The 22,175-nt window shown below is 35.5% G+C and carries 19 protein-coding genes; 11 read left to right on the plus strand and 8 right to left on the minus strand.

What is annotated here, in order from left to right; all coding sequences use genetic code 11:
* The first annotated feature begins 13 nt into the window (after window positions 1-13).
* From NHF50_RS05035 to NHF50_RS05055, 5 genes are all read left to right on the plus strand, one after another.
* Complete coding sequence (locus NHF50_RS05035) at window positions 14-1,591, plus strand: NupC/NupG family nucleoside CNT transporter (RefSeq protein WP_374672841.1); 1,578 nt, start codon at window positions 14-16, stop codon at window positions 1,589-1,591.
* 86 nt (window positions 1,592-1,677) lie between these two features.
* A complete protein-coding gene (locus NHF50_RS05040; RefSeq protein WP_252775258.1) occupies window positions 1,678-2,502 on the plus strand; it encodes a thymidylate synthase in 825 nt (274 codons plus the stop codon).
* 1 nt (window position 2,503) lies between these two features.
* The gene (locus NHF50_RS05045) at window positions 2,504-3,007 is read left to right on the plus strand and encodes a dihydrofolate reductase (protein ID WP_252775259.1); all 504 of its coding nucleotides are present in this window, start codon (window positions 2,504-2,506) and stop codon (window positions 3,005-3,007) included.
* A 36-nt stretch (window positions 3,008-3,043) separates the two neighbouring features.
* Complete coding sequence (gene ubiE / locus NHF50_RS05050; RefSeq protein ID WP_252775260.1) at window positions 3,044-3,775, plus strand: bifunctional demethylmenaquinone methyltransferase/2-methoxy-6-polyprenyl-1,4-benzoquinol methylase UbiE; 732 nt, start codon at window positions 3,044-3,046, stop codon at window positions 3,773-3,775.
* 1 nt (window position 3,776) lies between these two features.
* Complete coding sequence (locus NHF50_RS05055; RefSeq protein ID WP_109568636.1) at window positions 3,777-4,469, plus strand: porin family protein; 693 nt, start codon at window positions 3,777-3,779, stop codon at window positions 4,467-4,469.
* Here NHF50_RS05055 and NHF50_RS05060 read toward each other — a convergent pair.
* Complete coding sequence (locus NHF50_RS05060; protein WP_252775261.1) at window positions 4,466-5,194, minus strand: RNA methyltransferase; 729 nt, start codon at window positions 5,192-5,194, stop codon at window positions 4,466-4,468. The two genes, NHF50_RS05055 and NHF50_RS05060, sit on opposite strands and share 4 nt — an antisense overlap.
* 36 nt (window positions 5,195-5,230) lie before the next feature.
* On the opposite strand from NHF50_RS05060, the gene NHF50_RS05065 reads away from it, so the two are divergent.
* The 3 genes from NHF50_RS05065 to accD all read left to right on the plus strand — a co-directional run bounded on the left by NHF50_RS05065 (window position 5,231) and on the right by accD (window position 9,842).
* The gene (locus NHF50_RS05065; protein ID WP_252775262.1) at window positions 5,231-7,792 is read left to right on the plus strand and encodes a BamA/TamA family outer membrane protein; all 2,562 of its coding nucleotides are present in this window, start codon (window positions 5,231-5,233) and stop codon (window positions 7,790-7,792) included.
* A gap of 46 nt (window positions 7,793-7,838) precedes the next feature.
* Entirely contained in the window at window positions 7,839-8,906 is a 1,068-nt protein-coding gene (fbaA, locus tag NHF50_RS05070) for a class II fructose-bisphosphate aldolase (protein ID WP_109568638.1), read from the plus strand.
* Window positions 8,907-8,987: 81 nt separating this feature from the next.
* Window positions 8,988-9,842, plus strand: a complete 855-nt coding sequence (gene accD, locus NHF50_RS05075) for an acetyl-CoA carboxylase, carboxyltransferase subunit beta (RefSeq protein WP_109568639.1) — start codon at window positions 8,988-8,990, stop codon at window positions 9,840-9,842.
* Window positions 9,843-10,157: 315 nt separating this feature from the next.
* On the opposite strand, the gene NHF50_RS05080 is transcribed toward accD, so the two are convergent.
* The gene (locus tag NHF50_RS05080) at window positions 10,158-10,832 is read right to left on the minus strand and encodes a hypothetical protein (RefSeq protein WP_252775263.1); all 675 of its coding nucleotides are present in this window, start codon (window positions 10,830-10,832) and stop codon (window positions 10,158-10,160) included.
* Window positions 10,833-11,176: 344 nt separating this feature from the next.
* On the opposite strand from NHF50_RS05080, the gene NHF50_RS05085 reads away from it, so the two are divergent.
* Both NHF50_RS05085 and NHF50_RS05090 read left to right on the plus strand, forming a co-directional pair.
* Complete coding sequence (locus tag NHF50_RS05085; protein ID WP_252775264.1) at window positions 11,177-11,848, plus strand: carboxypeptidase-like regulatory domain-containing protein; 672 nt, start codon at window positions 11,177-11,179, stop codon at window positions 11,846-11,848.
* An 11-nt stretch (window positions 11,849-11,859) separates the two neighbouring features.
* Window positions 11,860-12,855, plus strand: a complete 996-nt coding sequence (locus tag NHF50_RS05090) for a transglutaminase domain-containing protein (protein WP_252775265.1) — start codon at window positions 11,860-11,862, stop codon at window positions 12,853-12,855.
* A gap of 78 nt (window positions 12,856-12,933) precedes the next feature.
* Here the strand turns inward: NHF50_RS05090 and NHF50_RS05095 are convergent, their stop codons facing one another.
* From NHF50_RS05095 to NHF50_RS05120, 6 genes are all read right to left on the minus strand, one after another.
* Window positions 12,934-13,374, minus strand: a complete 441-nt coding sequence (locus tag NHF50_RS05095) for a hypothetical protein (RefSeq protein ID WP_252775266.1) — start codon at window positions 13,372-13,374, stop codon at window positions 12,934-12,936.
* 181 nt (window positions 13,375-13,555) lie between these two features.
* Complete coding sequence (locus NHF50_RS05100) at window positions 13,556-14,356, minus strand: TIGR00266 family protein (protein ID WP_252775267.1); 801 nt, start codon at window positions 14,354-14,356, stop codon at window positions 13,556-13,558.
* Between the two features lie 54 nt (window positions 14,357-14,410).
* A complete protein-coding gene (mtgA, locus tag NHF50_RS05105) occupies window positions 14,411-15,148 on the minus strand; it encodes a monofunctional biosynthetic peptidoglycan transglycosylase (RefSeq protein WP_252775268.1) in 738 nt (245 codons plus the stop codon).
* Window positions 15,149-16,261 (minus strand): FAD-binding oxidoreductase, encoded by a 1,113-nt coding sequence (locus NHF50_RS05110; protein ID WP_252777308.1) that lies wholly within the window; start codon window positions 16,259-16,261, stop codon window positions 15,149-15,151.
* Window positions 16,261-16,950: a DedA family protein gene (locus NHF50_RS05115; protein ID WP_109568645.1), complete on the minus strand. Its 690-nt coding sequence runs from the start codon at window positions 16,948-16,950 to the stop codon at window positions 16,261-16,263. The genes NHF50_RS05110 and NHF50_RS05115 overlap by 1 nt, the downstream gene beginning before the upstream one ends.
* Before the next feature lies 1 nt (window position 16,951).
* The gene (locus tag NHF50_RS05120) at window positions 16,952-18,214 is read right to left on the minus strand and encodes a dicarboxylate/amino acid:cation symporter (RefSeq protein ID WP_252775269.1); all 1,263 of its coding nucleotides are present in this window, start codon (window positions 18,212-18,214) and stop codon (window positions 16,952-16,954) included.
* A gap of 232 nt (window positions 18,215-18,446) precedes the next feature.
* Between NHF50_RS05120 and NHF50_RS05125 the strand changes: the two genes are divergently transcribed.
* The gene (locus tag NHF50_RS05125) at window positions 18,447-22,109 is read left to right on the plus strand and encodes a reprolysin-like metallopeptidase (RefSeq protein ID WP_252775270.1); all 3,663 of its coding nucleotides are present in this window, start codon (window positions 18,447-18,449) and stop codon (window positions 22,107-22,109) included.
* Window positions 22,110-22,175 lie beyond the last annotated feature (66 nt).

Genomic DNA, 22,175 nt, shown 5'->3' on the forward strand with positions numbered 1-22,175 from the left:
AAAAAAATGGCAACTGAGCTCTTCCAAAAATGATTATTTAGAATTAAAGGAAGGAACCTATCAACTTAAACTTTCTTCTGACAGCATTTTTCAAAAAGGGGATTATTGGATACAGGACAATTATCTTTTCTTATTTGAGAACGGAGCTGATTCCCCAACCAAACGTTTCTTAATCGAAACCAAAACAGACTCTACTTTAACATTAAAAAAAGGAAATGAAGCCTATTCTTTCTTTGCCTCTAACAAAGTGAAGAAAAAAGAGCTTCAACAAGATACAATTATTCCTAATCAGGGATTAACAACTTCCGGGCTGATTCGAGGAATCATAGGCATGCTTGCTTTATTAGCGATTGCTTTCCTTTTTAGCTCTAACAAAAAAGCAATCAACTGGAAAACTGTCGGCTTAGGGTTATTATCACAATTGATCCTAGCCATTGGCGTATTGAAAATATCTTTTGTAAAATTAGCCTTTGAATACGTCGGGAATTTATTTGTCTTAATCCTAGACTTTACTAAAGCCGGTAGCGAATTTTTATTAGGCGGAATGATGAATGTAGAAACCTTTGGTTTTATCTTCATTTTCCAAGTACTTCCAACTATTATTTTCTTTTCGGCATTAACTTCTCTACTGTTCTATTTGGGAGTTATTCAGATTGTAGTAAAAGGAATGGCTATGGTTTTAACCAAAATACTTCAGATCTCAGGTGCAGAAAGCCTTTCAGTAGCCGGTAATATTTTCTTAGGACAGACTGAAGCGCCGCTAATGATCAAAGCGTATTTGGAGAAAATGAACAAAAGTGAGATCCTTTTAGTTATGGTCGGTGGTATGGCCACAGTAGCAGGTGGCGTTTTGGCAGCTTACATTGGTTTCTTAGGAGGAAATGATCCTGTACTTCGCCTGGAATTTGCAAAACACTTACTGGCAGCTTCAGTAATGGCAGCTCCCGGAGCTATTGTTATCTCAAAAATGTTATATCCGCAAACCGAAAGCATAAATACACAAGTTGAAGTTACCAAAGACAAGATCGGCTCTAATATATTAGACGCTATTGCTACAGGAACAACTGAAGGTCTGAAATTAGCGGCTAACGTTGCAGCCATGCTATTGGTTTTCATTGCATTTATCGCTATGATTAATTATATGCTAGGCTATTTTGGTGATCTTACAGGTTTAAATGATATTATTGCCGCTCATACACCATATACTAAGTTTTCACTTGAAACCATCCTAGGAATCATCTTCTCTCCGCTGATGTGGTTAATCGGTGTAGCAAAAGAAGACATGATGTTGATGGGGCAATTATTAGGTATAAAATTAGCAGCTTCGGAATTTGTGGGTTACATTCAATTAGCTGAGCTTAAAAATGCAGCAAACGATATACATTTTACGTATGAGAAGTCTGTAATTATGGCAACATATATGTTGTGTGGTTTTGCTAATTTTGCGTCTATTGGTATTCAGATCGGAGGAATCGGATCTTTAGCGCCAAACCAACGTAAAACGTTGTCTGAATTCGGTTTAAAAGCTGTAATCGGGGGTAGTTTAGCCTCATTACTATCAGCTACTATTGCCGGAATGATTATAGGATAAGCATAACCTTGTCATTCCGAACTTGTTTCGGAATCTCGAAAATTAGATGCTGAAATAAATTCAGCATGACAATAAAAAAAAAGAAAATGAAACAATACCACGACTTAGTAAAGCATGTTTTAGAAAACGGTCACCAAAAAGGCGATAGAACCGGAACCGGAACTATCAGTGTTTTCGGTTACCAAATGCGTTTTAATTTAAGTGAAGGATTTCCTTTGGTCACTACTAAAAAATTACACCTAAAATCTATTATTTACGAGTTGTTGTGGTTCTTAAAAGGAGAAACCAATATTGGTTACCTCAAAGAAAACGGCGTAAAAATATGGGACGAATGGGCTGATAAAAATGGTGATTTAGGTCCTATATACGGTCACCAATGGCGCAATTGGAATAGCGAAGAGATAGACCAAATATCTGAATTGATCGAAACGTTAAAAAACAACCCAAACAGTCGTCGTATGTTGGTTTCTGCATGGAATCCAAGCGTTTTACCGGATACTTCTGTTTCTTTTGCTGAAAATGTTGCCAATGGAAAAGCAGCTTTACCTCCATGTCATGCATTCTTTCAATTTTATGTCGCTGATGGAAAATTAAGCTGTCAATTGTATCAAAGAAGTGCTGATATTTTCTTAGGAGTACCGTTTAACATTGCATCTTATGCTTTATTAACCATGATGATTGCTCAGGTATGCGATCTGCAGCTTGGAGATTTTGTTCACACTTTCGGAGATGCTCATATTTACAACAACCACATTGAGCAGCTAAACCTACAATTATCAAGAGAATGCAGACCTTTACCGACCATGAAGCTGAATTCTGAGATCAAAAATATTTTTGATTTTACGTATGAGGATTTCACATTGGAAGGTTATGATCCGCACCCACACATTAAAGGTCAAGTTGCTGTTTAACATGAGGGAGATAATTATTATAGCTGCTGCTGCTGAAAACAATGCCTTAGGAAAAGACAATACTTTGGTGTGGCATTTACCGGATGATTTTAAGCGTTTTAAAACCTTAACTTCGGGACATTATATTATCATGGGAAGAAAAACCTTCGAAAGTTTCCCAAAACCATTACCAAACCGCACGCATATCATTATTACACGCCAAAAGAACTATAAAGTTCCTAAAGGTTGTTTAGTTGTTTCTTCAATTGAAGAAGGCATATCAGTCTGTCCTCAAGAAGAAAATTTATTCATCATCGGGGGAGGCGAAATCTACAAACAATCTATGTTAGTGGCTACTAAAATAGAATTAACCAGAGTTCATACAGAAGTGGAAGCCGATACTTTTTTCCCGGAAATCAAATCGGAAGATTGGAAACTTGCCGAAGAAAGCTTTCATCCCTCTGATGAAAAACATTCATTCCCCTTTACCTTTTTAACCTATGTAAAAAGAGATTTGTCTGAATAAAATTTGTACTTTTGCTTCCCACTAATTTGATATAGAATGTCTAAAAATATTACGCCATATAAAGATTCACAATTGGGTAAAAAAGAGCAAGTTGCCCAAATGTTTGATACTATTTCCGAAAATTACGATGGTTTAAACCGGGTTATTTCTTTTGGAATTGACATCAAATGGCGTAAAAAAGTATTGCAATTAGTTGCCGACAAAAAGCCACAAACTGTTTTAGACATTGCAACGGGAACCGGAGATCTTGCTATTTTAATGACCAAAACTTCCGCTACAGAAATCGTTGGTTTAGACATTTCTGCCGGAATGCTTGAAGTAGGAAAACAAAAAATAAAAGCCCAAAATCTGGATCATAAAATTAAAATGGTTTTAGGAGATAGTGAAAACATTCCTTATCCGGATAACTATTTTGATGCCATTACAGTTGCTTTCGGTGTTCGCAATTTTGAAACCCTAGAAAAAGGTCTGGCTGAAATTTTAAGAGTCTTAAAACCGGGTGGAATTTTTGTAATTTTGGAAACTTCCGTTCCTACAAGATTCCCATACAAACAAGGTTATGCCTTTTATACCAAATATATCTTACCTACTATTGGAAAATTGTTCTCAAAAGACAAAGTGGCTTACCAATATCTATCTGATTCTGCAAATATTTTCCCTTTCGGAGAGGCATTGAACAATATTTTGCGAAAAATCGGGTTTATAGAGGTAAAACACTTGCCGCAAACTTTTGGTGTGGCAACTATTTATCAAGCTTCTAAAAAGTAGTATGAAAAAGATTCTAATTCTATTCTTAATCAGTATTTCTTCTTACGGGCAATTTAAAATGTTCGGCAGAGATCCTCTTATCAATAAAGAAAACTTTGATAAGCAACGTGTGCATTGGGGATATTTCTTAGGGTTCAACAGCTTAGATTTTAAATTTGATTACTTATCCGTTACCGAAGACATTCAGGTAAACTCCACTATCGGATTTAATGTAGGACTGATAGGAAATCTTCGCCTGAGCGATCATTTTGATTTTCGTTTTGAGCCGGGGCTTTATATTACACAACGCAATTTAACTTATCCTACTATTGAGGATCCGATCGAGAGGTTTCGCGAAGTAAAATCAACCTATATTTTCTTTCCTGCCTTATTAAAATTTTCTTCAAAAAGAACAGGCAACATCAAACCTTATTTGATCGGAGGTTTATCTACAGCTTTAAACTTAGGGAGTTTAGCCAAATCACCTGAAGACAATTATAATCGTAAATTCAGAATGACCAATTGGTCTAGCTTTTACGAAATAGGTTTCGGAATTGATGTTTATTTTGAATACTTTAAATTTTCGCCCTCTATTCGCGGAGTGTTCAGCACTAAAGACGAATTAATTCGGGACAATAACCCAAACAGCCCGTGGACAGGAAACGTTCAATCCATGAAAACACGCGGGATCTTCATTAACTTCGCATTTCACTAATTTCGTCTGAATTCGCTCAATGTAATTGCCGTAGCTGTAGCTACATTTAAACTTTCTGTTTTTTGAATATTCCCGAAACGAGGAATCGCAATTCTCTTTGTTACCGCTAGTTCTACTTCCGGTGAAATTCCGTTTGCTTCATTCCCCATCACAACAACAGCATCTTCAGGCAATTTTTCAGCATAAATAGTAGCTCCGTCCATGAAAGTACCATAAACAGGTAACTTTGTTTCCTTTAAAAAAGGGATCAGATCCTCATAGATCACTTTTACCCTGCTAATCGACCCCATAGTAGACTGGATTACTTTAGGATTATATACATCTACAGTCTCTTTGGAGCACAATAATGTCTCCACTCCAAACCAATCGCATAACCTAATAATTGTACCCAAGTTTCCCGGATCTCTGATATCGTCTAAGGCAACTATTAATCCTCTAGCCTCAAAAGAAGCATGAACAGGTATTTTAAAAACAGCCAAACATTCGTTAGGTGTAACCAAAGCACTTATTTTTTTTAATTCTGCTTCAGAAATGGCACATATCTTGCTCTGATCAACCTGAGAAAACAGTCCTTCTTGAATTGTATAAATCTGTACTAATTCAAATTGAGCATCAAGAAACTCATCAATTACTTTTTTAGTCTCTGCAAAAAATAATTGATGTTGATTTCTATATTTTTTTTGCTGTAAACTCGTTATAAGTTTAATTTGGTTTTTACTAACCATAAAAGTTGTATTTTTGACTAATTATATAATGCTATTTTGAAAAAAAGTTTCCCAAAAATACTATTATTATTCGGAATAGGACTTGGTTTTTATTCGTGTTCCATCACAAAAAAAGTCCCGGAAGGACAACAGCTCCTGACTAAAAACACCATTTTAGTTAATGACACCGTTAAAAAAGATGAGATTCTGGAAAATTTTTATTACCAAAAACCAAACGGAAAATTTTTCGGTTACCCTTTGCGTTTGGCTATGTATAACATGGCAAAAGACAATCCGGATTCATTATACTATGACTGGTTAAGCCGCAAACCAAACCGTAGAGAGCGTCTGGCCAAATTACTTTCTGACAAACAAGTAGACCGCTTAGGTCAATCTTTTTTAGTTTCCGGACTGAGCAACTTTCTTAAAAATACAGGACAGGCTCCAGTAATTATCAATGATAAAAAGATAAAAAGTACCCGTAATAAACTTAAAGCCTACTACAATTACAATTTAGGCTATTTTAAAGCCGATGTGCAAACGCAAATAGATTCTTCAGGTCCCAAAAAAGGTCAGGTCACTTACAAGATCACAACCGGAAAAGCATCCGTTCTCGATACTATTTCACATAGAATTGAAACCCCGGAACTGGAAAAATTATTTACAGATATCGAGCAAGAGTCCTTGCTCAAAAAAGGAGACGTCTTTAATTCTCAAAATTTCTTAAGTGAAAGATCGCGTATCACTAATTATTTCAGAAACCATGGAGTATATCATTTTCAGGTAAACAATGTAAAATATGACATTGATACCTTAAACCCAAATTACAAAGTGAATGTTGTCGTTGACATTGAGGATCGAAGCGTTAAAAAGGGAGACACTCTGATCAAAACCCCTTTTAAAATTTACAAGATCAGTCAGGTTAATGTTTTCACATCCAATTCTTCCAGAAAGGAAACCGATCAAATAAAAGATAGTGTTTTCTACAAAGAGTACAACATATATAGCTCCGGAAAATTAAATTATAGGCCTAAAGCTCTAACTGATGCTATCTTTATTGAAAAAGGAGACTATTTCAGTGACGACAAAAAATCGTTAACCTCACAGTCTATAAGTAATCTCAAAGTATTTAATTTTCCAACCATAGAATACGTTGAAGACAGTCTGAGTGTAGACAATGACGGTTTAATTGCTAATATTTATTTAGTCCCGAAAAAAAAATACAACCTCAACTTTTCAACCGACTTTACTCATTCTAATATTCAGGATTTTGGTATTTCTGGTAATTTATCTTTAATGTTCCGAAACATTTTTAAAGGAGCAGAAATTCTGGAAATTTCAGGAAGAGGAAATATCGGATCTTCAAGAGATTTAGCCAACCCAAACAACACCTTTTTTAACATTTCGGAATACGGTGGCGATATGAAGCTGAATTTCCCCCGTATCTTCTTTCCTATCAACACCCAAAAGATCATTAAAAAAGAAATGCTTCCTACAACTCAAGTTTCCGTTGGTTTTTCAAGTCAACGAAATATTGGTTTAGACAAAGAGAGTGTATCAGGAAGTTTAAATTACAACTGGAAAACCAACAACCAAAGAAACAACTTTAAGCTTGAGCTTTTAGGTGTTAATTATGTCAGAAACTTAAATGTTGGCAATTACTTTAATGTCTACAGAACTTCCTACAATCGCCTGAATGAATTTGCGACTATCTATGGCACTGCCCCTGCAAATCTTGACGAATATGGTAATTTAACCAGTGAAGGAGCTGTCAATTTTATGGCTGAAGCATTAAGCGGAAGTTATTTATCGCCACAAGATGCGGATTTCAAATCGATTTTAAGTATTTCCGAACGATATGTCCGTTTGATTGAAGACAACCTGATCGTTTCTTCGAGTTTTACGTTCAGCAGAACTACAAAGAACAACATTACTGATAAGAATTATTACAATTTCAGAACAAAACTTGAATCTGCCGGTAATCTTCTGCGATTACTTGCAAATAGTTTTAGCAATTCAGACCAAACCAGTGCTGCCGGAAACCAAAAAGTTTTTGGTATTGAATATGCTCAATATGCCAAAGGCGAAGTAGAATACATCAAACACTGGGATCTGGGACGCAAAAAAAGTATTGCAATACGCTCTTTTGCCGGTATTGCTATCCCATACGGAAACGGAACGTCTATTCCTTTCTCCCGAAGTTATTTCGGTGGTGGATCAAATGATAACAGAGGTTGGCAAGCCTATAGCTTAGGTCCCGGAAGGAGTTCCAGCATATTAGACTTCAATGAAGCCAACATGAAATTGGCATTTAGTGCCGAATATCGCTTTAATTTCTTTGGAAATTTAGATGGTGCTTTATTCTCAGATATGGGAAACATTTGGAATGTATTTGACAATGTTGAAAATAAAGATTTTACCTTTAACGGTCTTAAATCATTTGAAGATCTGGCGGTAGGATCCGGTATCGGTTTCCGATATGATTTTAGCTTTTTTGTTTTCAGGATCGATTTAGGATATAAAACTTATGATCCTTCAAGAGAGATGAGTGACCGTTGGCTTAAAGGCATCAATTTCAGCAAAACTGTTTTAAATTTTGGTATTAATTATCCTTTCTAATTTAGATTTTATTAATTTTGCTTATTAATCATAAACCAACAAAACTATGAAGCACAATATTAAACCGGGCGTTGCAACAGGTGATCAAGTCCAGGAAATTTTCAACTATGCAAAAGCAAAAGGATTTGCGCTACCTGCAGTAAACGTAGTAGGTTCAAGCACAATTAACGGTGTTTTAGAAACAGCTTCAAAGCTAAACGCACCTGTAATCATCCAATTTTCAAATGGGGGTGCACAATTTAATGCCGGAAAAGGCTTAAGTAATGAAAATGAAAAATCCGCTATATTAGGAGCAGTTGCAGGAGCTAAGCATATCCACACCTTAGCTGAAGCTTACGGTACAACCGTTATCTTACACACTGATCACTGCGCTAAAAAATTACTTCCTTGGATCGACGGATTGTTGGATGCTTCGGAAAAGCACTTTGCCGAAACCGGAAAACCATTATTCAGTTCCCACATGATTGATCTTTCAGAAGAGCCGATTGCAGAAAACCTTGAAATTTCTAAAAAATATTTAGAAAGAATGAGTAAAATGGGAATGACTCTTGAAATTGAATTAGGAATTACAGGAGGAGAAGAAGATGGTGTTGACAATTCTGACGTTGACAGCTCTAAATTATATACACAACCGGAAGAAGTAGCATTCGCTTATGAAGAGCTGATGAAAATTAGTCCTCGATTTACAATTGCTGCTGCTTTTGGTAACGTTCACGGAGTTTACAAACCCGGAAACGTTAAACTAACTCCAAAAATCTTAAAAAATTCTCAGGAATATGTTCAGAAAAAATTCGGAACAGAAGAGAATCCGGTTGACTTTGTATTTCACGGTGGTAGTGGCTCAACTTTAGAAGAGATCAGAGAAGCTATCTCTTACGGAGTAATCAAAATGAATATTGATACCGATCTACAATTTGCTTATACTGAAGGAATTCGTGACTATGTAACTTCTAAAATCGACTATCTGAGAACACAGATCGGTAACCCTGAAGGTTCGGATAGCCCGAATAAAAAATATTACGATCCTAGAAAATGGGTTCGTGAAGGCGAAATAACTTTCAACAAACGTTTAGAACAAGCATTTGCAGATTTAAATAACGTAAACACGTTATAAAAACACAAAATATTAATCATTAATCGGTCGAGATCTTAGCCGGATTTTTCCGGCTAATACTCTGACATCTAACTAAAGACTATGGCTTGGTTTAAAAGAAAAGAAAAAGGTATACAAACTCCAACGGAAGAAAAAAAGGATGTACCTAAAGGCTTATGGTATAAATCACCAACCGGGAAAATTGTTGACACAGAAGAATTAGCTAAAAACCTTTGGGTAAGCCCGGAAGATGATTTCCACGTAAGAATCGGTAGTGCTGAATATTTTGAAATTCTTTTTGACAATAATGAGTTTGAAGAATTAAATCCGAATATGACTTCAAAGGATCCTCTAAAGTTCGTTGACACCAAAAAATATAGCGATCGTTTAAAAGATGTAATGGCTAAAACCCATTTAAAAGATGCTGTCAGAACTGCTGTAGGAAAATCTAAAGGTAAAGACATTGTTGTAGCCTGTATGGATTTCGCTTTTATCGGAGGCTCTATGGGGGCTGTTGTAGGAGAAAAAATAGTACGTGCAATTGACTATTCGATCAAACACAACGTTCCTTTTTTAATGATCTCAAAATCCGGTGGAGCTCGTATGATGGAGGCAGCACAATCACTGATGCAATTAGCTAAAACCTCTGCTAAATTGGTACAATTAGCAGAAGCTAAAATCCCTTATATCTCATTGTGTACAGATCCTACTACAGGTGGTACAACAGCTTCGTATGCAATGTTAGGAGACATTAACATCGGTGAACCCGGAGCTTTGATCGGATTTGCCGGACCTCGCGTCGTAAAAGACACAACCGGAAAAGATTTGCCGGAAGGCTTCCAAACATCAGAATTCTTATTAGAACACGGATTCCTTGATTTTATTATCCACAGAAAAGAGCTTAAAAACAAGGTAAATTTATATCTTGACTTAATATTAAATCAGGAAGTCAGATAATAAAAAAACCGCTCAAAAAAATTAGAGCGGTTAAAATTATTCTGTTTTTTTTTCGGAATTTTATTATATAGATTTAATACGCTTTGTTTTCTCTTTTTTAGTTCTGCGAGCAATATGAACTAATTTTAAGTTTTACATTTAATATAATAGCGGCTTTCATTACACCTGAAAGCCGCTATTGCTATAAGTTTATTATGTACTATATTTTTATTAAGCGAAAATTGCCACAAATGCAAGAACACCTAAAAAAATCACAGTACAAAAGAAACCATTCCAAGTTTGCTCAGTCCAATTTTTCATATCTATATAAATTTATTAATGAGGATTTACATTACAAGTTCCACCGCAAGATGATGATTGAAATTGATAGCTACAATTACCATGAGCACTAACACAAGCTTGATAAGCGGCTAAACACGTACTTGAAGCATTGTGTTGTTTCCATAGGCAATAAGCCCCACCAACAACGACAACTACACCGACTACAGCACAAGGAGGACACGCTTTATCTAATGTAGGAGAAGTTGTGGAATAATAATTTGAAAAACCAGCAAAAGACATTTGACCATCAACAATAAAGTCCTTTATTACCGTTGTAGTTTCAAATCTTATAGTTGTTGCAGTTTTATCAGAATTTAAAATTTTATATTTTAATAATTCTCCATTACTATAAAACTGGATTTCATTATCAGAAATATTTACAGGATTGTTAATTTCTATACCGCTCGAAATATCCATTTCGACATTTAAAAGTTCATCAAATGCAGATATTTCTCCATTTACGATTGTGGGAACGGTCTCGTTAGCTTCTAAATCAATATAAAAATCATCTGTAAGCCTATTTGTTGAACCATTGTTAGCCATTTTAAAAGTAGAAATTTTTGTTTGATTAATTTGGCTATCATCTTGTTGAGAACAAGAAACAAATAATATTGATAATGCAAAAAGTAATGATATGTAAGGTTTTCTAAATGATTTTAAGATATTCATATTTAAATTTATTGTTATTGTTTTTTAATTTATTTCAACTGTAAGTTTTGTGAGTAGATCTCAATCTATCTCACAAAAGTCGGAAAGATTTTTTGTCTTCTGAAATTTTTCATAATGTTATTTTCAATAACACGAAACAATTAGTATATACCGACAAATATATTAATTTTTTGTAAGTTATTTAAACCAAATTATTTAACAAAGAAACATACGTTACCTTTAAAAACTTCAATTTTCAACATAAAATAAAATCGCTCAAAAAAATAGACTGCCTCAAAAAATTTAAACACTATCTAAGAGTATTTTTATTATATTGCATTAGCCAATTCTTTAAACTACAGATTATGAAAAACAAATTCAGCTTAAATATCGACAATCCTTGTTCAGAGGACTTTAATAATTTTTCGTCTACTGCTAAAGGTGGATTTTGTGATTCCTGTAAAAAAGAAGTTATCGATTTTAGTAAAATGAATTCTGACGAAATCATCCAATACTTTAAAAAAGGTGATGTTATCTGTGGTAGGTTTAAACCCGATCAATTAAAAGTTTATGAAGAGAATCATCCAAAAAGGAAATATTTAAGTTTTTTTAGCGGAATTGGTTTAGCCTGTCTATCTTTTTTTAATAGCGGAAACATTCAGGCTCAGGAAATAAAATCTCAGGAAGACCCTAACCAGAAACCCATTGAAGAAAGTAAACAGCAACAAGAATACATTACCGTAAAAGGAACGGTTGTAGATGAATTGGGACCTGTTGCCGGCGCTAATGTTGTTCTTGAAGGAACTGCAATAGGAACAACAACTGACTTTGATGGAAATTTTGAATTTCCTGAAAAACTTAAAAAAGGAGACGTATTACTTTTTAGTTATGTAGGCCTGGAATCAAAAAAGGTTATCATGGGCAACGAGAATTCCAATTTACAGATTGAATTAAACGTTAATATGAGTTCCTGCACTCTTTACATGATGGGAAAAGTTGCTAAAAAAGGGGTATACTCTTCAAAGAAGAAAAAATAAGATTTCCTTGCATGAAAAGTATCCTCATACTCTTTTTATTTCTTTTCTTTACAACTGCAAATGCTCAAATTTCTGATTTTAATTCAATTGATCTAAAAAAAGCAGATAATATCGCTAAATTAAACGACGGAGAAAACTTAGAGAACCTTCCTGTCCTTTCGTATAAACTCACACATAAGCTTTCAACTGATATCGAAAAGTTCAGAGCTATTTTTTATTGGGTATGCCATAACATCTCTGCGGATGATTTCCTAAATTCAAAAGTCATCCAAATGCGAAAAAAATTCCAAAACGACAGTTTAGCTTATATCGCCTGGAGCAATAAGCATAAGAAAAAGACTTTTAAAAAACTGATCAAGCAAAAAACAACTGCCTGTACCGGTTATGCTTATTTAGTTAAAGAATTGTGCTTTTTTGCAAATATTAAATGCGAAATTATTAATGGATACGGAAGAACATCTGATGACAATGTCAAATCTTTAGATCTGGTCAATCATTCATGGAATGCTGTTCAGGTAAATAACAAATGGTATTTATGCGATGCTACTTGGGCAAGCGGTTATTTAAATGAAAAAGGATATTTCATTAAAGAATATAATGATGGATATTTCTTAACAGAACCTAATCTATTTGAAAAAAATCATATCCCAGAAGACTCAAAATGGGCTCTCAAAACTAATAGTAGAGAAACAAAAGAAATATTTCCACTTGTTTACGGAGAAACTTTTAAGTTAAATATTGATCCCATATTGCCCAATGAAATGATCAATAGATTTAAAATAGGAGAAGAAATTGCATTTAGCTATAAAAGCTCAAATAGTGAATACAAAACATCGCTTGTAGAATTAATAGGATCAAGAGAAATTCCTTTTGAAATTTATAATATTCAAAAAAAAGATGATATAACATCATTCGTATATAAATTTAACAAGAAAGGAAACTACGATGTACATCTTAAAATCAACGATTATATAGTTGCAACTTATATCATAAAAATAGTAGACTAAAATACAATAAAAAAACCGCTCAATGAGCGGTTTTTATTTTTAACAATTTTGTAAATAAAGTTATGTCATTACTAAAAATTAATACTTATGACTTACATTAACATCTTGGTAAATTTGCATTAGCACTAATGTGCCTATTACACAAGAAGCAACTCCCTCAAAGAATAGCACTCCACAATATTGTAGAATACTTACTTTACCCACAAAAAAGAAAGTATTAGATAAAGTGTTTAGATACGTTTCTCCTCCTTTTAAATAGATAAAAATGATAAGACCAACGATTCCTAAAAAAACACCTAAAACTCCAGTAATGAAGCCAGAAAAAAAGTTTTCAAAATAGTCTATTTTACCTTTTAAGTAACTTTCTCTTATGGTTTTACGAATACCGTACAAAACGATAAACGCATTTAAAGCTCTTAAGTAATTTTTACTTGCTAAACCCAAAAAATCCATTACTAGGAAAAACAAGGCAATTCCTATAAAAATTAGAACTGCATTTTTTAAAACCGAATTATTCATGACTAACAAAATTTAAACTATAAAGTTACAAAATATCAATATAAAACATTGATAATCAATACATAAAATTACGTTAAATTAAAATTAGCATCTCTATTCGACTAAAAAATATTTCCTCACAAAAAATAAAAAGCTAAAGCCAACTTTAAAAGTTGGCTTTAGTATGTTATATTAATTATAATTAAAAACTATTATCTCCATCTAAAAGGTTTCCTAAACCTCCCAATAAACTTCCTTCGCCTTTATCTTTCCCTCCCATTTGAGGTGCAGCCTGGATTACTCTGTCTGCCAATCTACTAAATGGTAAAGACTGGATATAAGCCACTCCGGGACCTCGTAAGGTAGCATAAAACATTCCTTCGCCTCCGAAAATAGTATTCTTGATCCCTCCTATAAATTCAATATCGTAGTGTACATCTTTTGTAAAGCCTACAATACAACCTGTATCTACTTTTAAAACTTCTCCGGGTTGTAATTCTTTTCTTGCCAGCGTTCCTCCGGCATGAACAAATGCCATTCCGTCTCCTTCCAGCTTCTGCATAATGAATCCTTCACCTCCGAACAAACCTCGACCTAATTTCTTTGAAAATTCAATTCCTACTGAAACTCCTTTGGCAGCACATAAAAAAGCATCTTTCTGACATATAAATTTACCACCGTATTTTTGTAGATCTATCGGAACTATTTTACCGGGATATGGCGATGCAAAAGAAACCTTCTTCTTACCGAAATCCACATTTTGGTAAGCCGTCATGAATAAACTTTCACCTGTTAAAACACGTTTCCCGGCAGACAACAATTTTCCGAAGATCCCGCTTGTTTGATTGCTTCCGTCACCGAAAATAGTTTCCATTTTAATACCATTATCCATCATCATAAAACTTCCGGCCTCAGCAACTACAACTTCTTGTGGATCCAGTTCTATTTCAACATATTGCATTTCTTCACCATAAATATGGTAGTCAATTTCGTGTGCAGTCATAATTTATATTTTTGATTGATTAGTCGAAAAACAGCGTTTTTTGTTACTGAAAAACTAATACTCCAACTTCACATAGCCAATATAACGGCTAATTGTTTTCTTACGACGATTAATATAAGGCGTTGAATTTACAGGTTTATATCTTAGAGGATTAGGCAAAATAGCCGCTATCCCTGCCGCTTCATAACGCGATAAATTCCGGGCTTCTTTATGATACCAATGTCTGGAAGCGGCTTCTGCACCATACACTCCGTCTCCCATCTCTATACTATTCAGATAGACTTCCATAATGCGCTCTTTACTCCACAACAACTCGATCAAAACCGTAAAATAAGCTTCAAATCCTTTTCGAACATAACTACGACCCGGCCATAAAAACACATTTTTGGCTGTTTGCTGTGAAATTGTACTCCCTCCTTTTATTTTTTTTCCTTTCTGATTGCCTTCAAAAGCTTTTTGCATAGCTGTAAAATCAAAACCATTATGCTCTAAAAAATGGCCGTCTTCACTGGCTATAACTGCTTTTTGTAAATTTGGTGAAATGTATTCTATTGCCACCCAATGATGTGAACAGGTCATTTCTTTCCCGACATTTTTTTGCTCAATTGCTCTGATAGCCATTAAAGGAGTATAAGGAACCGGAACGAACTTATACAACAACACCCAGAAAATACAGATCCCATTAAACCAAAGAATGAACTTCAGTACAAAACGAAGTAATTTTTGCTTAAAAGTTCTTTTTACCGGTTTTTTAGCCGGTTTCTTTTTGGTAGTTGTCTTCTTTGCTGTCATTTATAGTAAATCCGCTAATTCTTTTCCTGTTAAACCTCCTATTGCTACTCCCATTCCGCCTAAACGAACACCACAGGCCACATTATCAGAAAGTTGTTTTACAATCGGTCTTTTATGATTTCCTACTCCCATTATTCCGCTCCAACGGTGTTCAATTTCAAAATCAAATTGCGGCAAAATTACACTTTTAAGTAATTGTTCTAACTGTTCCTGAATAATTTTTGTTTGCCCTAAATGAGTTGTAGTTTCACCTTCAAAATCAAGGTTCCTTCCGCCACCAAAAAGAATTCTGTTCTCAATATTTCGGAAATAGTAATACCCTCTGTCTAGATGAAAAGTCCCCTTGACCGAAAGGCCTTCTATAGGCTTTGTTACCAATACCTGAGCCCGGGCCGGCTTGATATCTCCTTTCATCAATTCAGAAGCAAATCCGTTAGTAGCCAATAATAGTTTGTTGGTATAAAAAGAGATACCATTGGTAACGACCTCTACTTTAGCACCCGAATCATGGAAAGTAGTAACATTTTGTTGATTCAGAATTAAAATATCATTTGCTATTGCTTTTTTTAACAAAGCCTGCATCATGTTTCCGGTATCGATCTGACCTTCAAAAGAATTATACAGCAAATAATTAAAAATGTTTTGAAAACCAAAGCCATTGCTTTTTTTAATAAAAACTTTCTCTTTAAAAATCGGACTTAAAATTTGGTTGACTAATGAAAGCTGATTTACACATTCATCAAAAAAAGCTTCATCCTGCTGTAAAAACAACTCATAACCTCCATATTGTCTGAAATCTAAAATCTTATCTCCTAAATTCTTACGAAGCAATTGTAATCCATTCCATCTTTTTTCTACCAAAGAAACTACTTCATCTTCCGTATGTGTTTTTAAATCATCTAAAATTTCGGAAAGACTTCCAAAACAGGCAAAACCTGCATTTTTTGTACTGGCTCCCTGAGGTAATATTCCTTTTTCTAAGACCAATATCTTAGCTTTCGGAAAGCGTTGTTTTAATTCTATCGCACAATGCAATCCTACTATTCCACTTCCTACAATAGCAAAATCTACATTCGTAAACCAGTTTTTCAACTCCCAGTAACTTAATGGTATCATTCCTTTTTAGATTTGTTTTTAGCCGACTTTATTGCTTTCATTACTAAAGGAAAAGTAGTTACAGCAATAAGGATAAAAATAATCTTTTCAATATGTTTTTTTAAGTCCAGATCAAACTCTTCTAAGAACAAACCATAGAGATAATGTCCCGCAAAAACTAAAATAAACGACCACATAACAGAACTCAATACATTATAAAACATGAAGCGTGTTTTTTTCATGTGAACAATTCCGGCAATGATCGGGACAAAGGTTCTTATGATAGGTAAAAAACGAGCAAAAATAATAGCTTTCCCTCCATGTCTTTCAAAAAATATCTGTGATTCGTGCAAGTATCTTTTCTTAAAGAAAAAACTATCCTCTCTTTGGTATAAAAATTGTCCGCTACGCGCTCCGAACCAATAACCGAATATGTTTCCCAAAGTAGCTGCCGCAGCAATCAACAAACCTAAAATTGTAACGTTAGAAAAATCACCCGGTATATAGAAAAAAGTCTCCACTAATTCTCTGGAGTAGATTCCGGATAGAAACAACAAGCTGTCTCCGGGCAGGAAAAAACCGGCAAATAACCCTGTTTCGGCAAACACAATAAATAAAACCATATAGATACCGACAGGAACCCCACCGATTTCCATTGTGATGTAAAACTCAGGATTAAATAATTTCGTCCAGTGAAAATCTTCCATATTACGCTAATTTATCTACTGATTTTGCCACAACCATTGAAACTGCTGCATCTCCGGTTACATTTACTGTGGTTCTGCACATATCCAGAGGTCTGTCAATGGCAAAAATCAAGGCTAATCCTGCTTCGGGTATTCCTGCTTGTGCCAAAACAATTACCAACATTACCATACCTGCACCCGGAACTGCTGCACTTCCTATAGAAGCCAAAGTTGCTGTTGTAATAATTCCTAACTGAACTCCCAAACTTAAATCCATACCGAAAGCCTGTGCGATAAAGACAGCCGCTACGGCCTGATATAAACTGGTTCCGTCCATATTAATAGTAGCCCCTATCGGTAATACAAAACTGGCTACTTCATCATCTACGCCTAAATTATCGACTACTCGTTCCATCGTAACCGGTAAAGTTGCCGCACTTGAACTTGTTGAAAAGGCTAATAATTGAGCCGGAGATATACCATTAAAGAAGAACTTCGGAGATTTTCTTGCCAATACTTTCACTAAAAACATATAAACCAATATCATTATCCCCAATCCTATCAGCACTGTTATCCCATACATCCCCAAAGCTTTAAACAGATCAAAGCTAGGCGATTCAGCCACTAATGATGCTAAAAGTGCAAAAACACCAAACGGAGCAGCTAACATGATAATATCTATCATTTTCAAGATCACTTCATTAAATCCGTCAAAAAAAGCTTTGACCGGAGCAGCCTGATCTTGTGGAATAAGGATTAAGGCAATCCCGAAAAAGACTGCAAAAAAGATCACTTGTAACATATTACCGTTATCTGAAGCCGCCTTCATGATATTACTTGGCACCATATCTTCTAAAGCCTGTAGAGGTCCTGTTTCGCTCTGCTCTTCAGCCGCCATGATCTTAGAGTTAGCATCACTGGCATAGTTTCCGACCAATTCAGTACGTGTTTCTTTGGAAATATAACTTCCCGGCTTTATTATGTTTACAACAACTAAACCGATCGAAACTGCTAAAACAGTAGTCAGCACATACATCCCTATAGTTCTCCCTCCCATTCTGGATAGTTTCGATATATCTTTTAAATCGGAAACTCCTTTTATCAAAGATGCTAAAATCAAGGGAACGGCTATCAGTTTAAGCAGGTTAATAAAAATATTACCGAAGGGTTTAATCCAATCCACAATAATTTCTTTCCCCCAACTAAATTGTATCAAAACAACAGCAAAAAGTACCCCCAGAAACATCCCTAAAAGTATTTGCCAATGTAATGCCAGTTTCCTCATAACAGCTAATTAATATATTAAGCTGTGAAAATACGGATATTTTTTCAAATCACACCCCAATACTCTCTCTCTAATTACCCCAAATTCTAACAAAATTCATTTCTTAAATGTAATAAATACAGCTATTTTTTATCGTTTTGTTATATTTTAACAAAATATACAGAAAAACTGTAACTATTTTAACATTAGAATAAATACATTTGATTTGATAATTAACCTTAACTATTTTTTTATGAAACAAAAATTCCTAGGAATTGCCTTACTGGCAATCTCATCCTTTGCCTTTGGGCAAAACGGAGACTCATTCTGGTCCAGAACCCAGAAAAAAGCAGATTCTGAAATAGTTCAGAACAAAAGAATGATCCAAAATCCAAAACTCTTCGGATTGGATATGGTAAAAATGAAACAAAAGCTAAGTCAATTGTCCCACAAAACAACTTCAGCTGACCAATCTAACTTAACCTTATCATTCCCAAATGCAGAAGGTGCACTTGAAAATTTTAAAATTATTGAGTATTCCGTTATGGATCCCGATCTGGCTAATCGTTATCCGGATATTAAATCTTATGTCGGACAAGGTGTCGAAAACCCGGGAGCAACAATTTACATCAGTATTTCCCCGCTTGGGTTCCAATCCATGACTCTCTATCCCGATCAATCAGCACTATTTATTGAACCTTATACTTCAGATCTATCTTCTTATGCGGTTTACAGAAAATCAGATAAAAGACAAGCTTTTTCAAAATTTGAATGTTCTGTAATAGATCAGGTAAACCAATCTGCTGTTGTTGGCACTCAACTACGCCCTAATGCAGACGATTCAACCCTGAGAACATTCCGCTTAGCTATGTCTGTAACAGGTGAATACACAGCTTATTTCGGAGGAACAAAGACAAATGCCTTGGCTGCTATCAATAACACTATGACACGTGTTAACGGTGTTTTTGAAAAAGACTTTGGCGTTCGACTGGTTCTGATTTCAAATACTGATTCAGTTATTTATACCAATTCTTCAACTGATCCTTATTCACCTTCAAGTAGTATGTCGAATTGGAATTCACAATTACAATCGACTTTAACTAGTGTAATCGGCGAATCTAACTATGATATCGGACACCTATTCGGAAAAGACGGCGGCGGCGGAAATGCCGGTTGTATCGGTTGTGTTTGTGTAGACGGACAAAAAGGTAGCGGATACACTTCTCCGGCTGACGGAATTCCTTCAGGTGACAATTTTGACATTGATTATGTAGCTCACGAATTAGGACATCAATTAGGGGCTAATCACACTTTTTCAATGAGCAATGAAGGAACCGGAGCCAATATGGAACCGGGATCTGGCTCCACAATTATGGGATATGCCGGTATTACTTCTCAAGATATTCAAGCACATTCTGATGCTTACTTCCACGCTATCAGTATACAACAAGTCACTAATAACATTAAGGCAAAATCTTGTCCGACCCTTACCAGTACAGGAAATAGTGTTCCGACTGCAAATGCGGGTTCTGACTACACTATTCCTAAAAGCACTCCATTTATGTTAACCGGTTCCGGAACAGATGCTAACGGAGATGCACTTACATATTGTTGGGAACAAATGGACAATGCTTCAAGCTCACAAACAGGATCTAGCTCAGCCGCTAGCGCAACTAAAACCAGCGGTCCGAATTTCAGATCCTATACTCCAACGACTTCACCTACTCGTTATTTCCCAATGATGTCCAGAGTTCTGGCAGGCGCTACAACAACTTCAGGTTCAGAAATTACCGTTGAAGCTCTTTCTTCGGTAGCCAGAACTTTAAATTTCAGATTTACTGTAAGAGATAACAGAGCCGGCGGATCAGCTAATAATAGTGACGATATGGTCGTAACTGTAAATGGCACGGCAGGACCATTTGTAGTTACAGCTCCTAATACCGCCGTAACTTATACAGGTGGAAGTACGCAAACAATCACTTGGAATGTTGCAGGAACTACTTCTAACGGTGTGAACTGTGCTAATGTAGATATTTTACTTTCTACAAACGGAGGAAGCACTTGGACAACTCTTTTAGCAGCTACAACGAACGACGGAACACAGGATGTTACTATACCAAACACACCTTCTTCACAGTGTAGAATTATGATCAAAGGAACCAATCATATTTTCTTCGATGTTTCTAATACTAATTTTACCATTACTGCAGGTTCAGGAAATGATACAACAGCACCAAGCGCACCGACCAATTTAGCAGCTTCAGGAACGACACAAACAACTACCAATTTAAACTGGACCGCTTCAACAGATAATGTGGCTGTGACAGGTTATAATGTATATCAAAACGGAACTCAAATCGGAACTTCTTCTACCACTTCTTATAATGTTACCGGATTAACAGCTTCCACTACTTACAGTTTTACTGTTAAAGCTAAGGATGCTGCCGGAAATATTTCAAGCACAAGTAATACCGTAAACGTTACAACATTATCCGGTTCCACCACACCGACTTATTGTACTTCTCAAGGAAATACAGTTACGGACGAATATATCGGAAGAGTTCAATTGAACACCATCAATAATTCATCAGGTAACGGAAACGGCTATTCTGATTTTACTTCTATATCTACAAACCTTACAAAAGGAACAGCTTATACCATTACTATTACTCCAACATGGACAGGAACTGTTTATAGTGAGGGTTATGCGGTTTGGATCGACTATAACCAAAACGGAAGCTTTAATGACTCAGGAGAACTGGTTTGGAGTAATGCCGCAAGCACAACAACTCCGGTTTCCGGAACTTTCACTATACCGACAACAGCTACCAGCGGAGCAACTCGAATGAGAGTTTCCATGAAATACAACGGAATTCCGACTTCCTGCGAGACTTTCTCTTACGGAGAAGTTGAAGATTACACCGTTAATTTAGCTACCGGAACTGCAGATACGACAGCTCCTTCAGCACCTACTCTTTCAGCAAGCGGAACAACCCAAACCACCACTAATTTAAGTTGGACAGCTTCTACGGACAACGTAGGCGTAACGGGATATAACGTTTACCAAAACGGAAGTCAGATCGGAACCACCACTACTGCTACATCTTATAGTGTTACCGGATTAACAGCTTCTACTACATATAGCTTTACAGTAAAAGCCAAAGACGCTGCCGGAAACATATCCGCATCCAGTAATACGGTTAGTGTAACGACATCTGCTAACACAGTAACGTATTGTTCTTCACAAGGTAACAACACTTCTGATGAGCGAATTGCACAAGTAGTTTACGGTTCTATCAACAATTCTTCAACAGGAACTTCCGGATATGAAGATTTTACTTCTGTATCTACTAATGCTGCCAGAGGTTCTTCTCAAACCATTACCATAACCCCTTATTGGTCAGGAACTGTTTACAGTGAAGGTTATGCGGTTTGGATCGATTTCAACCAAGATGGTGACTTTGACGACTCCGGAGAGTTAGTATGGAGCAAATCTGCAAGTAAAACAACTCCGGTTTCCGGAACCATTACAATTCCTTCAACAGCTACACTTGGAGCTACAAGAATGAGAGTTTCGATGAAGTATAATGCAATCCCGACTTCTTGCGAATCTTTCACTTACGGACAAGTTGAAGATTATACTGTAAATATCACTTCAAGTGGAAAAGAAACTGAAGATACTGTGTTTACTTCAACTGAAATCACTTTATATCCGAACCCGACCAGTAGCATTCTAAACATTACCGGATTGAGTAATAGTAGTGCTTTTACAATCTACAATCTATTAGGTCAACCGATTAAAAAAGGAAATGCAGAAAACAATATGATTAACGTAGAGAGTTTAGAACAAGGACATTATATAATTGAAATTCAAAATAATGACCAAATCACAACGAAACGATTTATCAAAAAATAAAATCTTTAATCACTTCAAGAAAGCCTCAGAAATGAGGCTTTTTTTATAGCCTTTATTTAAGTAATT

The sequence above is a fragment of the Flavobacterium sp. NRK F10 genome (genome assembly GCF_024054235.1).
In the GTDB taxonomy this organism is placed as follows: Bacteria; Bacteroidota; Bacteroidia; order Flavobacteriales; family Flavobacteriaceae; genus Flavobacterium; species Flavobacterium sediminis.

Bases quoted from the DNA above. Each gene is read 5' to 3' on its own strand.
- NHF50_RS05080 (WP_252775263.1), bottom strand. From the start codon at position 10,832: ATGAATATCTTAAAATCATTTAGAAAACCTTACATATCATTACTTTTT.
- accD (WP_109568639.1), top strand. From the start codon at position 8,988: ATGGCTTGGTTTAAAAGAAAAGAAAAAGGTATACAAACTCCAACGGAA.
- NHF50_RS05040 (WP_252775258.1), top strand. From the start codon at position 1,678: ATGAAACAATACCACGACTTAGTAAAGCATGTTTTAGAAAACGGTCAC.
- NHF50_RS05060 (WP_252775261.1), bottom strand. From the start codon at position 5,194: ATGGTTAGTAAAAACCAAATTAAACTTATAACGAGTTTACAGCAAAAA.
- NHF50_RS05115 (WP_109568645.1), bottom strand. From the start codon at position 16,950: ATGGAAGATTTTCACTGGACGAAATTATTTAATCCTGAGTTTTACATC.
- mtgA (WP_252775268.1), bottom strand. From the start codon at position 15,148: ATGACAGCAAAGAAGACAACTACCAAAAAGAAACCGGCTAAAAAACCG.
- NHF50_RS05085 (WP_252775264.1), top strand. From the start codon at position 11,177: ATGAAAAACAAATTCAGCTTAAATATCGACAATCCTTGTTCAGAGGAC.
- NHF50_RS05055 (WP_109568636.1), top strand. From the start codon at position 3,777: ATGAAAAAGATTCTAATTCTATTCTTAATCAGTATTTCTTCTTACGGG.
- NHF50_RS05125 (WP_252775270.1), top strand. From the start codon at position 18,447: ATGAAACAAAAATTCCTAGGAATTGCCTTACTGGCAATCTCATCCTTT.
- ubiE (WP_252775260.1), top strand. From the start codon at position 3,044: ATGTCTAAAAATATTACGCCATATAAAGATTCACAATTGGGTAAAAAA.
- NHF50_RS05090 (WP_252775265.1), top strand. From the start codon at position 11,860: ATGAAAAGTATCCTCATACTCTTTTTATTTCTTTTCTTTACAACTGCA.
- NHF50_RS05045 (WP_252775259.1), top strand. From the start codon at position 2,504: ATGAGGGAGATAATTATTATAGCTGCTGCTGCTGAAAACAATGCCTTA.
- fbaA (WP_109568638.1), top strand. From the start codon at position 7,839: ATGAAGCACAATATTAAACCGGGCGTTGCAACAGGTGATCAAGTCCAG.
- NHF50_RS05120 (WP_252775269.1), bottom strand. From the start codon at position 18,214: ATGAGGAAACTGGCATTACATTGGCAAATACTTTTAGGGATGTTTCTG.
- NHF50_RS05095 (WP_252775266.1), bottom strand. From the start codon at position 13,374: ATGAATAATTCGGTTTTAAAAAATGCAGTTCTAATTTTTATAGGAATT.
- NHF50_RS05100 (WP_252775267.1), bottom strand. From the start codon at position 14,356: ATGACTGCACACGAAATTGACTACCATATTTATGGTGAAGAAATGCAA.